Source organism: Lentzea sp. NBC_00516, from assembly GCF_036346835.1.
Classification (GTDB): Bacteria; Actinomycetota; Actinomycetes; order Mycobacteriales; family Pseudonocardiaceae; genus Lentzea; species Lentzea sokolovensis.
In genome coordinates, this window is the sequence record NZ_CP107840.1 from 1,652,093 (window position 1) to 1,665,540 (window position 13,448).

General features: G+C 70.6%; 11 protein-coding genes and 3 tRNA genes. 8 read left to right on the forward strand and 6 right to left on the reverse strand.

The window, feature by feature from the left end; translation table 11 throughout:
* Nucleotides 1-21 precede the first annotated feature (21 nt).
* Nucleotides 22-789, forward strand: a complete 768-nt coding sequence (locus OG205_RS07315; RefSeq protein WP_330275479.1) for a class I SAM-dependent methyltransferase — start codon at nt 22-24, stop codon at nt 787-789.
* Here the strand turns inward: OG205_RS07315 and OG205_RS07320 are convergent.
* Nucleotides 786-1,733: a DUF4265 domain-containing protein gene (locus OG205_RS07320; protein ID WP_330275480.1), complete on the reverse strand. Its 948-nt coding sequence runs from the start codon at nt 1,731-1,733 to the stop codon at nt 786-788. The genes OG205_RS07315 and OG205_RS07320 overlap by 4 nt on opposite strands.
* 90 nt (nt 1,734-1,823) lie before the next feature.
* On the opposite strand from OG205_RS07320, the gene OG205_RS07325 reads away from it, so the two are divergent.
* From OG205_RS07325 to OG205_RS07340, 4 genes are all read left to right on the forward strand, one after another.
* Nucleotides 1,824-1,897, forward strand: a tRNA-Trp gene (locus OG205_RS07325).
* A gap of 7 nt (nt 1,898-1,904) precedes the next feature.
* Nucleotides 1,905-1,977, forward strand: a tRNA-Asp gene (locus OG205_RS07330).
* A 4-nt stretch (nt 1,978-1,981) separates the two neighbouring features.
* The gene (locus tag OG205_RS07335) at nt 1,982-3,310 is read left to right on the forward strand and encodes an SDR family NAD(P)-dependent oxidoreductase (protein ID WP_330275481.1); all 1,329 of its coding nucleotides are present in this window, start codon (nt 1,982-1,984) and stop codon (nt 3,308-3,310) included.
* Entirely contained in the window at nt 3,304-4,413 is a 1,110-nt protein-coding gene (locus tag OG205_RS07340) for a ribonuclease inhibitor (protein WP_330275482.1), read from the forward strand. Before OG205_RS07335 ends, OG205_RS07340 begins: the two co-directional genes overlap by 7 nt.
* Here the strand turns inward: OG205_RS07340 and OG205_RS07345 are convergent.
* The 3 genes from OG205_RS07345 to OG205_RS07355 form a co-directional block, all read right to left on the reverse strand.
* Nucleotides 4,310-5,878 carry an NF041680 family putative transposase gene (locus OG205_RS07345; protein WP_330275483.1) on the reverse strand — a complete coding sequence of 523 codons (1,569 nt, stop codon included), beginning with the start codon at nt 5,876-5,878 and terminating at the stop codon, nt 4,310-4,312. The two genes, OG205_RS07340 and OG205_RS07345, sit on opposite strands and share 104 nt — an antisense overlap.
* A gap of 284 nt (nt 5,879-6,162) precedes the next feature.
* Nucleotides 6,163-7,938 carry an AAA family ATPase gene (locus tag OG205_RS07350; RefSeq protein ID WP_330275484.1) on the reverse strand — a complete coding sequence of 592 codons (1,776 nt, stop codon included), beginning with the start codon at nt 7,936-7,938 and terminating at the stop codon, nt 6,163-6,165.
* Nucleotides 7,935-9,320 (reverse strand): vWA domain-containing protein, encoded by a 1,386-nt coding sequence (locus tag OG205_RS07355; protein ID WP_330275485.1) that lies wholly within the window; start codon nt 9,318-9,320, stop codon nt 7,935-7,937. Before OG205_RS07355 ends, OG205_RS07350 begins: the two co-directional genes overlap by 4 nt.
* A gap of 24 nt (nt 9,321-9,344) precedes the next feature.
* Here OG205_RS07355 and OG205_RS07360 point away from each other — a divergent pair.
* Nucleotides 9,345-9,420, forward strand: a tRNA-Cys gene (locus tag OG205_RS07360).
* 2 nt (nt 9,421-9,422) lie between these two features.
* Here the strand turns inward: OG205_RS07360 and OG205_RS07365 are convergent.
* Entirely contained in the window at nt 9,423-10,256 is an 834-nt protein-coding gene (locus OG205_RS07365; protein ID WP_330275486.1) for a hypothetical protein, read from the reverse strand.
* A gap of 83 nt (nt 10,257-10,339) precedes the next feature.
* Nucleotides 10,340-10,642 (reverse strand): hypothetical protein, encoded by a 303-nt coding sequence (locus tag OG205_RS07370; protein WP_330275487.1) that lies wholly within the window; start codon nt 10,640-10,642, stop codon nt 10,340-10,342.
* Nucleotides 10,643-10,907: 265 nt separating this feature from the next.
* Between OG205_RS07370 and OG205_RS07375 the strand changes: the two genes are divergently transcribed.
* Together OG205_RS07375 and OG205_RS07380 are read left to right on the forward strand one after the other, a co-directional pair.
* Nucleotides 10,908-12,416: a sugar ABC transporter ATP-binding protein gene (locus OG205_RS07375; RefSeq protein ID WP_319974102.1), complete on the forward strand. Its 1,509-nt coding sequence runs from the start codon at nt 10,908-10,910 to the stop codon at nt 12,414-12,416.
* Nucleotides 12,413-13,438, forward strand: coding sequence for an ABC transporter permease (locus tag OG205_RS07380; protein ID WP_319974101.1), 1,026 nt, complete (start codon nt 12,413-12,415; stop codon nt 13,436-13,438). The genes OG205_RS07375 and OG205_RS07380 overlap by 4 nt, the downstream gene beginning before the upstream one ends.
* Nucleotides 13,439-13,448: the final 10 nt, after the last annotated feature.

Sequence of the window (13,448 nt, forward strand, 5' to 3'; positions counted from 1 at the left end):
CCGCTCTTACGCTCCGCCACGATGAATCCCCAAGAAATCGCCCGCCTCATGGCGGCCCACTCCGTCAGCCCGGACGTTCAGGTCACGCAGACCGCGTACCGCCTGGAGCTGGCGCGAACCTGGCAGATCCCCGACGGCGCGAGAGTGCTGGAGATCGGCTGCGGCCAGGGAGACATGACCGCCGTGCTCGCGGACCTCGTCGGTCCACACGGGAGGGTCGTCGGCACCGACATCGCGCCACCCGGTTACGGCGCCCCGGTCACCGTCGGCGACTCCGCGCGGCACCTGCTCGACGGTCCGCTCGGCGACCGCATCGAGATGCGGTACGAGACCGACGCGCTCACCGACGACGTCGGCACCGGCTACGACCTCGTCGTGCTCGCCCACTGCTCCTGGTACTTCGCGTCGGCCGACCTGCTCGGACGCACCCTGGCGAAGGCCCGCGCGCTCGGTGCGCGGCTCTGCTTCGCCGAGTGGGACCCGGAACCCCAGCGGGCCGACCAGGTGCCGCACCTGCTGGCCGTGCTCGCCCAGGACCGCATGGGCGAGACCGACGGCAACGTCCGCGCCCCGCTGACCCGCGCCACCCTGCTCGCCGCGCTCGACACCGCCGGCTGGCAGGTCGAACAGATCGGCGACGTCGACACGAGCGCGTTGCAGGACGCGGACTGGGAGATCTCCATCGCGCTGAAGGAGGCGCCGGACGGGCTGGCGAAGGAGTTGCTCCGCCAGACCGCGCGGGAGAGCGGCAACGTGCCGCTGCCCGCCTACGCCCTCACCGCCCGCTAGGGACGAGGTTGGTCGGCGACGTCGACGGGCCACTCGGCGGTGAGCGCTCGTTCCAGCTCGGGATGGTCAGAACGCGCGCAGTACGGCACCTCGTCGACGTCGCGCACCACGGCCTCCACCGGCGCGCCGAGCAGTCCCCAGGGTGGAACGGGGTTGGCGAGGAGCCCGGCGATCCGCAGGTCGGCGTACTCCGGTTCCCACCACACGCCGAAGATCCGCGCCAGCTCTTCCTGCGGGACGCCGATCCAGACGTTGTAGGTGATCTTGCCGCCGTCGACGAGCTGGATCGGCAGCAGGACGCGGACGAACGCACCGACGCCGGGGACCTGCATCATCACCGACTCGCCTGCCGTCTCGTGGCTCAGCCAGGCGCCGTCCACCTGCTCGCGGCCGGGGGAGTCGAGGACCGGCTGCGGCAGCACGCACCGGACGTGGCGGTCCAGCGGTTCGGGAGTGCCGGCCACGAACGGCTCGGCGATGTTCCACTCCCACACGATGTTGCCGTCGCGCTGGTTCTGCACCAGGAGGTCGGCGAGAGACGCGGGCCTGCGGTCCGGCGGGAAGTCGATGGCGACGTGCCTGTCACCGCTCCACTCGGACAACAGCTTCTCGTCACGGGCGAACCGGATGAACGCCTCTCGGAGGTCTTCGAGCGTCGCCGTCGGCGGTTCGGAAAGGATCAGGACCCGCAACGTGCGGTGGCCGCGCGCCGCGGCCAGGCCGGTCACCAGGCCGTTGGTCACGGTGACGCGGTCGTGCAGGGACAGGCCGTGGACCAGGAACGGGAGGCAGCGCAGCTCGAACGTGCCGTCGCCCAGATCCGCGAGCCACAGCTCTTCGTGCAGGTCGTCGAATCCGAACGGGGTGAGGTCCGCGTGCGCGACGCACGGTTGCGCGGTCGTCAACGCCGGTTCGTCGTGCAGGATGTAGGTCTTCTCGCCCATTTCTCGTCCCCCAGGTGTGCTCGGCGGGCAACACCCTACGGACGGTGGCGCCGCCCGTTCGCCGATCGCTGGATACGATGGCGGCAATGCCGGGGTCGTAGCGCAGAGGCAGTCGCACCGGACTCCAGATCCAGCACACGCCGGTTCGAATCCGGCCGCCCCGGCAGGCCAGGTCCCGTAGCGCAGAGGCAGTCGCACCACCTTGTCAGGGTGGATCACGCCGGTTCGAATCCGGCCGGGACCGCACGATGAAGGACAGCACGATCACCGAGGCAGACCTCGCGACGTTCCACGAGACCGTCGCGAGGTTGCGGGCGCTTCCTGCCGACGACCCGGTTCGGCTCAAGGCCGAGCGGGTCGCGGAGTCGTTCGCCCGCGAGGGCAGGAAGAACCGCAGGAAGGTGCGCGGCGAGGAGCACGCCCGAGCCGACGCGGCCATCGACGCCTCGACCGCGACGGGTGCGCTGGACCGACGTGAGGACGCGCCGCTGCCGGCTGTGGAGGACGCGGTCGCACTCGAGCTGTCGCGGGCTCGGCGTTGCTACGTGTGCAAGGACTTCTACCAGCGCGCCGACGCGTTCTACCACCGGCTCTGCCCGTCGTGCGCGCGGGAGAACACCGAGCGCCGCGGTGCGCGCGCCGACCTGACCGGGCGCAGGGCGTTGCTCACCGGCGGGCGGGTGAAGATCGGCTTCCAGGTGGCGCTGATGCTGCTGCGGGACGGGGCCGAGCTGATGGTCACGACCAGGTTCCCGCGCGACGCCCGGCGCCGGTTCGAGGAGGCTCCTGGCAGCGAGGAGTGGTTGCACCGGCTGACGCTCGTCGGCATCGACCTGCGCGACCCACGGCAGGTGCTCGGTCTCACCGAGTCCTTGCGCGAGGACGGCAGGCCGCTCGACGTCCTGGTCAACAACGCCGCCCAGACCGTGCGCCGCCCGCCGGAGTCCTATGCGGCGTTGATCGCCGGTGAGACCGGTGTGCCGCCGAACGTGTTGCTGGCGCCGGGTTTCAGCCCGATGCTCGCGCTGGAGCAGAGCCACGGCGCGCTGGCGCTCGCGGAGATCGACGAGGCCGGGCTGCTGCCGGACACCGCGCCGGTCAACTCCTGGTCGGCACGGGTCGGCGAGCTCGACGCGGCCGAGGTGCTGGAGACGCAGCTGGTGAACGCGCTCGCGCCGACGCTGTTGTGCGATCGGCTGTTGCCGTTGCTGCTGGCGTCGCCGCACCCGCGCCGGTACGTCGTCAACGTGACCGCCGTGGAGGGCCGGTTCGCCGTGCGGAACAAGACTTCCGGCCACCCGCACACGAACATGGCCAAGGCCGCGCTCAACATGCTGACCCGCACCAGCGGGCCCGAGCTCGCGGACCAGGGCGTCTACATGTGCTCCGTCGACACCGGCTGGATCACCGACGAGAACCCGGCGCCGAAGAAGACACGGCTGGCGGAGCACGGGTTCCGCACGCCGCTGGACGTCGTGGACGGTGCGGCGCGGATCTACGACCCGATCGTGCGGGGCGAGGCCGGCGCACCGGTCGCCGGAGTGTTCCTCAAGGACTACCGGGAGGCGGCGTGGTGAGCCCGCTGGAGCCGCTGCTGGCCTGGCTGCGCACCGGCACGAGCGCGGGGGAGCGGCTGGACTTCCCGACCGGCACCGCGCTTCCCGACGGCAGGCTGGATCTGTGCAAGCAGGACCTCGGGCCTGGCGGCGCGGCACAGGTGGCGCAGGCGTTGCGGCCCGGCGTCGTCAAGCACCTGCTGCTGGGCACCGACGGTCTCGGCGACGGCGCGGCCGAGGTGGCGGGGCAGGCGGTCGAGCGCGAGGTCGAGACGTTGTACCTGGGGTGCAACGGAATCACGGCCGGCGGCGCCTGTCGCATCGCGGACAACCTGCGGATGTCGCCGCAGGCGAGCAGGGTGACCGGAATCTGGCTCAAGCGCAACCCGATCGGCGACGGCGACGCGGCGGCCGCGCTCGTGGAGTCCGCCCGGTCGCTGCGCACGCTCGACCTCGTCCAGACCGACCTCGACGCCACCGCCGTGCAACGGTTGGCAGCAGCCATGATCACCGCTGCCGCCGCGGGCCGTCCCGTGGAACGCCTCTACGTCGGCGGCAACCCGCTCGGCCCGGCCGGCGCGACGCACCTGGCGGCGCTGCTCGCCGCCGACGCGGTGAGCGAGCTGTACGTGTCCGCGGCAGGACTGGGCGACGAGGGCGCTCACACCATCGCGGACGCGCTCGTCCCTGGCAGGCTGCGGCGGATCTCCCTGGCCAGCAACGGTATCGGCCCACAGGCCGCGGCCCGTCTGGTGGTCGCCGCCGCCCAGGCCGGCGTCGAGGTGTGCGATCTCGGACGGGTCAAGGCCGCCGGAGTCCTGGGCGCGCACGACAACCGCATGGACTCGGCGGCGGCGACGGCCATCGCGGACGCGTTGGCGCAACGGCCACATCGGTTGCGGCACCTGGTGCTGAGCAACACCGGGCTCGGCAGTCAGGCCGCTTATCGGCTGCTCGACGGCGCCCAGCGCGCGGCCACCCCCACCCGCTTCGTGCTGGGCAAGGGGGTCGCCGGCAGCATCAGGCGCAGACTCGACGCGCTGAGCGCCGCGATTCCCGAACGGCCGCCGGTGCCCGCGGACGTGGCGGCGGTGCGCAGCGTGCACCGACAGCCGGCCGACTAGCTTGAGTTTTAACTGGTTCGGCGGGGTCGGGGGTTGCTCGACGCGGGTTTGTTGCCGCGTCTGGGTTTTCGGGTGTTCGTGCTGGTGACGGTGTGGACGTCGTGTCGTGTGGCGGGCCGGTGGTTGGGTGTTCCGGCGGGGCGTCCGGGGCCTGGCCGTGAAGGTTTCGGGACATGGGCTGGGCAGGTGAGTTGTGGGCGCAGGTTCCGAAACCCTCGGCGGACTCGTGCCGGGCTGAGGCGTTGCGCTGGGCGGGGTTTCTCCCGGGGCGGCGCAGGTCTGTGGTGAGGTTGCGGGCGAGTCGAAGTTGGGTGTAGGCGGTGATCAGCAGCCAGGTCCAGCGATCGGCCGCCTGGGGTGAGCGCAGTTTCGGGGTGGTCCAGCCGAGGGTTTGTTTGAGCATGCGGAAGGTGTGCTCGATGTCGAAGCGGCGCAGGAACGCCTGCCAGGCCAGATCGACCTCGGTGTGGTCGAGGCCGGTGCGGGAGTGCCAGAGCCACACGGGTTTCGGTGTCGCCCCGGAGGGCAGGCGTTCGACCTGCAGCCGGATCACGGTGCCCTCAAGGATCGGCAGGGTGCCGTCGTGGCCGGCCCAGGCGATGCGGTGCGTCAAGCGGGGGTGCAGCCGGTCCCAGGCGCGGATCAGCGCGGGACCGTAGAGCCGGGTCGTGGTCTCGATGGTGATATCCGGTGCGCCCCAGGTGTTCTGGTCGCTGAAGGCGAATTCGCTGCCGTGGCGGCGGGGCCTGCCCGTCGTGCCGGGCGGCTGTGGTCCGACCGGGCGGTGTAGGACCCGATCCGAGCGCATCCGGACCAGCACGGTGATCGGCAGGCCGGCCAGCACGTGGGCCAGGCGCGGGCCGTCGTAGCCGGCGTCGGCGACCAGCAGGATGTCCGGATCTCCTGGCCGCCACTGCCCGGCGGTGGTCAGGCGGTCCACCACGTCGCGAATCTGCCGGGCGGTGACGTTCGCGGCGATGTCACCGGGCGCGAGCCGGACCACGTCCAGCGGCGCGGTCCACGAACCCCGCCCGGCTTCTAGCGCGACGACGACCGAGTAGGGCCAGCCCGGCACCATCGCGTGCTGGTCCTTGCCACGGCCGTAGGTGTGACACAGGATCCGCTGCGGGCACGTGTGCGCCTCGGGCCTTAGCCAGCAGGTCACGTCCACCGCCAGCACCAGCCGCCCATCCGCCGCGCGCGGCAACGACACACTGGTCAGCGCGGTCCGTAACCGGTCGAACTCGACGCGCCCCTGGGCCAGCGCGGCATAGCCACTGCCATGCCCACGCCGATGCTCACCGGCCAGCGACAACTCCGCGACCGACCGGACCGGCCCGTCCGCGCACAACACAGCGTCGGTCAGCTCGAACAACGCGTCCGCCCGCTTGAGCAGGCACCGGTAGAACTCCTGCCGCAACGCCGATAACTCCCTGAACGCGGCGGCGTCCCGGGCATGGTGCACACTGATCAACTGAAGCCCTTGGTCTCGATCTTCGTCTGTCGCAAGAAGAAGAATCGACCAAGGGCTTCACCCATGATCAACCGGGGTCTCACCCAACAGCTCAGAGGTTAAAACTCAAGCTAGGCCCTGTCCTGTAAGTCTCGTCGGGCGACAGCAGCGGCCGAGGGCCCCGGAGACGGCACCGCCGCAACGCCCGAATACGCCCGGGTATGAGGGCACCGCGGCGGCACCGCCTCCGGGACTCTCGACCGCGTCTCTCACCTGACGAACTTGCAGGACAGGGCCTAACGCGGCATCTTCGCGAAGATCTCGACCCAGAACCGCTGCCGATCCTCCGCCACCCCGACGAAGTAGGTGGCCCGGAGTTTGGGTGGCAGCAGCGCGACCAGCCGCGTGACGACCTTGCGATGCCGGCGCAGCTGGGACAGCTCGGCGTTGGCCAGCACCTGGTGCACGACGTCGCCGTCGTTGCCACCCTCGGCCGACGCCGACTCGGCGCGCAGCCGTTCCTCCCACAGGTGCACCTGCCGGGCGAGCTCACCGAGCCCGGTGACGGGCCGGTTGGTCAGGCGGTCCATCAGCGCGGTCAGCGGGACGGGCGCGTACTCGCCCTCGCCGAGGTAGATCGTCGCCAGTTCCAGCGGCAGTCCGCGCTCGTGCAGTTTGACGAGCCGCTCGATCGTGCGCTTGGTGATCCACTCCCGGCCCTCGTCGTCGATGTCGTGCTTCCACCACTCCAGCACGGTCTCCGCCACGCCGCCGTACTTGCGGATCAGCCACTCGTTCGCCGGGATGTCGGACGGCTCGACGACGAGGGACGCGGTGAAGCGGGTCGCCTGCGCGATGTTGTTGCGTGCCACCAGGAGCTTGCGGCCCAGGTGGTACGGCGGGTTCTGGATCGCGATCTGGGCTCGCAGGTTCTCGATGGGCTGTCCGGCCAGCGACCACTCCTGGGTGATCTCCATCAGCCGGGCGAACGCGGCCTTGTCCTTGGGCCGGTTGTACTCGTCCCACACGATCGCCTTCGGGTCACGGCCGGTGAACGCCCGCGCCATGAGGTTCACCAGCGTGCCGTCGGAGGTGGGCAGCGGCGCGCAGAGGTCCTCGACGTTGGTCACCGGCAACGAGAAGTACAGCGGGTCGCGGCCCAGCTCGGCCCGGATCGTCTCGCGCACCAGCTCGGTCTTGCCGCAGCCGGGCGGTCCTTGGAGCAGCACGCTCCAGCGGTTGCGCAGCGCGGCCTTGAGGACCTGTCGCACCGGATCCGGGACGGTCGCGGGATTGCGCACGCCGAGCGCGGTCGCGAGCCTGTCGAGGATCTCCGGCGTGCGGTCGGCACTCTTGCGTCCGCGGGTCTCCTCCAGCCGCAGCCGCTCGCCGTTGACGAGCGGAAGTGCCCAGCGCAACGGGAAACCCTCGCGGGCGTTGGCCAGGACGTGCTCCATCGTGCGCGGCGACAACAACTCCCGCAGTTCCGGGCCGAGTGAGCTCCACACGCCGAAGAACGGGCCGAGGTCCCACTCGCGGTACCGCCCGGCGAGCTTGGTGCGCCACGCGGTGTCGTTCGCGGTCATCCGCACGGTCACCATGCGGTCGAGGATCGCGAGGTCGCTGCGTCGCGCCGACGTCTCGGCGAGCGACTCGTTGTCGGTCAGGAACACGCCGACGCAGCCCAGGGCGCGCAGGTCGAACTCGCCCAGCGTCCAGTTGCACGCGACCTGCATGAGCTGCGACTGGATCGTCTCGCCCGCCTGCAGCGAGTCGTCGATCAGCAGCACGAACCTCCTGCCCGGCCGCAGCTGGCTCATCACCAGCTGGCGCAGCACGAGCTCTCCGTCGGCCTCCCGCACCGGCGCGTTGATCAGCAGGTCGTCCGGGGTGAGGTTCGCCGCCGGCACGAACACCAGCTCGGTGTCCGGGTGCGCCTCGGCGAGGTGGGAGAAGAAGGTCGCGGTCTTGCCGATGCCGTGCGAGCCGAAGATCTGGCCCGTCTGGCCGATGTCGATCATCGCGTCGATGAACGCGGCCAGCTTGGACCGGGTGGTGGTCGTCGGGGTCATCGGCTTCTTCCGGTCACGGGCCGCACGCGGTGGCAGGCCATGGGTGGTGTGTGGTGGTCGGGCCAGTCGTCGCCGCCCTCGGTGATCAGCCAGATCCACTTGTCCGGCTCCGCGGGTGTGACGGGCGGGGCGTGACCGTCGGTCAGCATGATCACCGCGTCCGGCTGTTCCTCGAAGTGCTCGCCGTTCACCATGGAACGTCCCTCGACGTGGTCCACCACGGCCTGGAAACTGGTCCCGCCACCGCCGAGCACGGGCTCACCCGGCCGGAACGGCATCACCACGCCGTCGAAGGCCAGCCAGTGCGCCCGCACGCCGTCGATCCCGCCGACCAGGTCCGTCATCCACTCGACGACGCTCGACGGCATCGACCCCGAGGTGTCGTAGGCGATGACCAGCACCTTGTCTCGCACCGGCCCACGCCGCGACAGCATCGGGTCGTGCCCGAGCACGGCCAGAACCGCGCCGCGCTTCTTCGGGTACACCAGCCGTTCGCCCTCGCGCAGCTTCGACCCGAGCACGTCGACGAGCCACCGCTGCCACCAGTCGACCTTGCCGGTCCGTGACGTCGTGCCCCGCAACGCGCCCGCGCCGAGGTTCCCCCACACCTTGCTCGCGACGTCCTCGGTGCGGCCCATCAGGTCGAGCAGCTCGGACTCGGCGTTGCCGTTGCCTCGGCGTGCCGCGAGCAGGGAGTTCAGCAGCGTCGACGACACGACGGCGTCGACCGTCTCCTGGTCCAGCTGGACCTCGTGGGTCAGGTGGACACAGAGTGGTGCCGGTACCGGCGGGTTCCTCATCCGCTTGAGTTCGGTGTAGACGGACATATCGGTGTCGAGGAAGTCCTCGTACTCCAACGGAACGAGGTCATGCGCCGTCAGGTCCTCGACGTACTTCGCGTGGATCGCCGCCGGATCGATGCCGATGGGCTTGCCCTCCAGCACGGGAAGTCCCCGGCCCAGCCGCACCGTCGCGACGTGGTTGATCACCACCTCGGCCGCGAGCGTGAACACGGGGTCGGCCCGCAGGTCCTGCTCCACGAACAGATGCCGGTGCACCAGGTGCCGAGCCTCGTGGAACAGCACGAACTTCACGCCGTCCAGTCCGATGCCGGCGAAGAAGTCCGGGTTGAACAGCAGCAGGCACGTGCCGTCTCCGGACGCCACGACGGCCGCGGTGTCGACCGCGGTCGTGGCGATCTGGTGGCGGCACTTGGAGAACAGCCACGAGCCGACCGCGGACTCGGTGAGCCCGAAGTCGAGCAGCGCGGCCTCCTTGAGCCGCTCCGCCTCGGCGATCACCGAGGGCGCGGCGGGACGCCAGTTCGCCAGTGCCCGGCGGTCGGTCAGGTCGACGACCGGCAACCGCTTTCGGATGCTCATTTTCCCACCAGTAGGATCCGTGCCGACGGGTCGTAGCGCAGAGGCAGACGCACCACCCTGCACAGGTGGGGCACGCTGGTTCGAATCCAGCCGCCCGTCACCTCACGCGTGCGCGATGGCTCCGCTGGTCCTCACCAGCTCCGGCACCGTTCCCGCGAACGTCGGCAGCAACCGCGCCAGCACCGCCCACGCGTCCGGGTTCGCACCGACCTCGGCGTGCACCAACGGCGCCAGCGACGTGGCGACCTCCCGCCCGCGGCGCGGGAACAGCAGGCGACCGAACTGCAGCACCCCCAGCACCTCGTGCGGCGGCCTGGCCAGTTCGACGTACTCCGCCGGCTCGACGATGCCCGCCTGCCGCAGCCGACGAGTGAACTTGGGATGCGACCCGAACTGCGCGCGCACGTCCGGCGGACAGTCGATCCGCTCGGTCAGCGCCCAGCGCGCATAGCCGGGCAGCGGCTCGACCCGGTCCGCCTCCGCGACCTCGGCCCAGTCGTCCCGGCCCACCGCCCGCGCGGCGTTCCTGGCCACCCCCAACGTCCGAGCCGCACGCAGCCCGCCGACCACACCGTGCGGGCCGACCTGGATCTCCGGCGCCTTGTGGGAGCAGAACGGATCCCGGCAGTGCGCAGCCATCGGCAGCCACCCCTCCGCGCCGCCGAACGGCACTCCGCGCAGGATGTCGCGCTTGACCGAGTCCGGGGTACCGGAGTGGTGGAACACCACGCGGTTCGTCCAGGGGTCGTCCTCCTCGAGCATCCACAGCAGCACCGATCGCGGTGCACGCAGCCGCTCCAACTCCTGCGCCGCGCGGTCGACGGTGTGCTGTTCGGGCTCTCTGATGCCGAGCCGATGCCGCACCACGGCCGCGTCCCGCGCTTCGATCAGCGAGAGCAGAAAATGCACTCCCGGCAGGCCGTTCCCCCTGTTCACAGCAGAAGTATCGCAGAGGGCGCGGTGCGGGCGCGCCGCATTTCCACTGCCGGGAGTCACGCGGACGCGCAGCCGTCGCTGCTCTACCTGGAGGGCTTGTCGAGCTCCTGCAGGACGATCTTCATCTGGTCTGGTTTGAGACGGTCCGGGCCTTTCCACACGGTGACCAGGCTGGCGGGTTTCACGGTGTTCACCTGGCCGATCAGCACCCAGCGTCTGCCGTAGCCGGTCTTCACCTCGACGCCGCGAGTGGTGGCGGGCGGCTTGGCCGAGATGAGCGGGGCGATCAGCACGGCGTCCTCGTCGCCGATGCTCAAGCCCGTCTTCAGGATCACGACCTTCTTGTGCGCGTACGTCCGGACGAACCCAGCTTGCAGTGCCGCCATTGGTGTCTCCTCCTGTGACGCACGCACGGTGCACTGCGGCGGTCGACCGTTTGTCGATGGGATGTGGATGGGAGGGCTCGCCGGGTCAAGGGAAAAGTTGGCCGATATGTGCCACTCCCACCTTCTTGCCGGGACAAAACCGGCGAATTAGCTTGAGAGTCCGCAAGACCGAATTCCCCGATGGCACAACGGTTGCCGGGGCCCCGGAGGACTCAATGGTGAGCTCGCCCGCGCGTTGCCGCGCGCCTTTTCGGCTGTGGACCGGATGACGGCCGCGGCACTGTTGTCCGTCCAGGGTCTGGTGAAGCGCTTTCCCGGCGTGATGGCCCTGCAGGGCGTGGACTTCGACGTCCGCGCGGGTGAGGTCCACTGCCTGCTCGGGCAGAACGGCGCCGGCAAGTCGACGCTGATCAAGGTGTTGTCCGGCGCGCACCGTCCCGACGAGGGTGAGATCCGCTGGCGGGGCGAGGTCGTGTCGTTCGGCAACCCGACCGCCGCGATGCGCAGCGGGGTGGCGGCCATCTACCAGGAGCTCGATCTCGTGAGCGGCCTGTCGGTGGCCGACAACGTGTTCCTCGGCCACGAACTGTCCACTGCGGGCTTCACGCGGCGGGCGGACGCACGGCGCCGGACCCGCGCGCTGCTCGCCCGGCTGGGGCACCCGGAGATCTCGCCCGACCGCGACGTCGGCCGGTTGTCCGTCGCGCACCAGCAGGTCGTGAGCATGGCACGGGCGCTGTCGCTGGACGGGCAGCTGCTGATCATGGACGAGCCGTCGGCCGTGCTGGACCCGGACGAGGTGCGGGTCCTGTTCGGGGTGATCAGGGAGCTCACCGCGCAGGGCGTGGCCGTCGTCTACATCTCGCACCGCCTCGCGGAGATCCGGGAGATCGGCGACCGGGTCACCGTCCTCAAGGACGGCCGCACCGTCGCCACAGGTCTGCCCGCACGCGAGGTGAAGACCTCGGAACTGATCGGGCTGATGACCGGGCGCGTGCTGGACAACGTGTTCCCGCAACGGAAACCCGTCGACCCGGCCGCACCGGAAGTGCTGAAGGTGAGCGGGCTGGCCGACAAGAGCCGCTTCCGCGACGTCGACCTCACGGTCCGCGCGGGTGAGGTGGTCGGGCTCGCTGGGCTCGTCGGGTCGGGCCGCTCCGAGATCCTGGAGACGATCTACGGGGCGCGCAAGGCGGCCGAAGGCACCGTCGAGGTCGACGGCAAACGGCTGCGGCGGGGGAGTGTCGGCGTGGCCGTGCGCGCGGGCATGGGGCTGTGCCCGGAGGAGCGCAAGAGCCAGGGACTGCTGCTGGACCAGGCCGTGTACCGCAACATCACCGTCTCGTCGATGTCGTCGTTCGCCCGCTTCGGGTTCCTGGACGACCGGGCCGAACGCGTCCGCTCGGCCCAGCTCACCGAGACGCTGGACGTCCGGCCGGCCGGCGTCGACCGCGTGGTGCGCGGCCTGTCCGGCGGCAACCAGCAGAAGGTCGTGCTCGCGCGGTGGCTGCTGCGGGAGTGCCGGGTGCTGCTGCTGGACGAACCCACCCGCGGCGTGGACGTGGGCGCGCGCAGCGAGATCTACGAGCTCATCCGCGCGCTGGCGGACTCCGGCGTGGCCGTCGTCGTCGTGTCCAGCGACGTCGAGGAGGTACTGGGCCTGGCCGACCGGGTCCTGGTGGTGCGCGAGGGCCGGGTGGTCCACGACGGTCCCGCCGACGAGATCGACGAGTCCCGGGTCCTCGACCTGGTCATGGAAGGACACGCAGCATGAGCGAGGACACCGCCGCAGTGGCCGCGCCCCAGCACACCCCGGTCGCCAAGGAGTCGAGCGTCTCGGCGCTGCTCGCCTCCCCGGCCGGGCGCAACACCGGTCTCGTGGTCGCACTGGTCCTGCTGTGCCTGGGCGGGGTGATCACCGCGGGCGACCGGTTCGCCGACGTCGACAACGTGCTGACCATCCTGCGGCTCGCCGCGGTGATCGGTGTCGTGAGCATCGGCATGACGTTCGTGATCACCGGCGGAGGGATCGACCTGTCCGTCGGCGCGATCGTCGCGCTGTCCTCGGTGTGGGCGACGACCCTGGCCACCCAAGGCATCGCCAACGACACGCACTGGATCGTCATCGTGTTCACCGCGCTGCTGGTGGGCGGGGCGTGCGGACTGGTCAACGGCATGCTCATCGCCTACGGCCGGGTCGTGGCGTTCATCGCGACCCTGGCGAGCCTGGCCGCCGCCCGCGGTCTCGCCGAGATCATCTCCAACCGCAAGACGCAGATCGTGAACGTGCCGGGCTTCGCCGCGTTCTTCGACGCATCGGTGCTGGGGGTACCGGTGCTCGTGGTGATCTTCGCGGTGGTCGCGGTGGCCGGATGGGTGCTGCTCAACCGCACCACGTTCGGCCGCCGCACGTTCGCGGTGGGCGGCAACCCGGAGGCGGCCCGGCTGGCGGGCATCGACGTGCGGCGGCACACCGTCCTGCTCTACGCGCTGCTCGGGCTGTGCTGCGGGCTGGCCGCCGCCATGCTCATCGCCCGCACCACGACCGGCAGCGCGACCCACGGCGGCCTGTACGAGCTCGACGCGATCGCCGCGGTCGTGATCGGCGGCACGCTGCTGTCCGGCGGCCGAGGCACGATCGCGGGCACCGTCTTCGGCGTCCTGATCTTCACCACGCTGTCGAACGTGTTCACCCTCAACAACCTCTCCATCTCCGCCCAGGCCGTCGCGAAGGGCGCGATCATCGTGGTCGCCGTCCTCCTCCAGCAGCGACTGGCCCGACGCAGTGGCGCTTGACGCGCCGTCC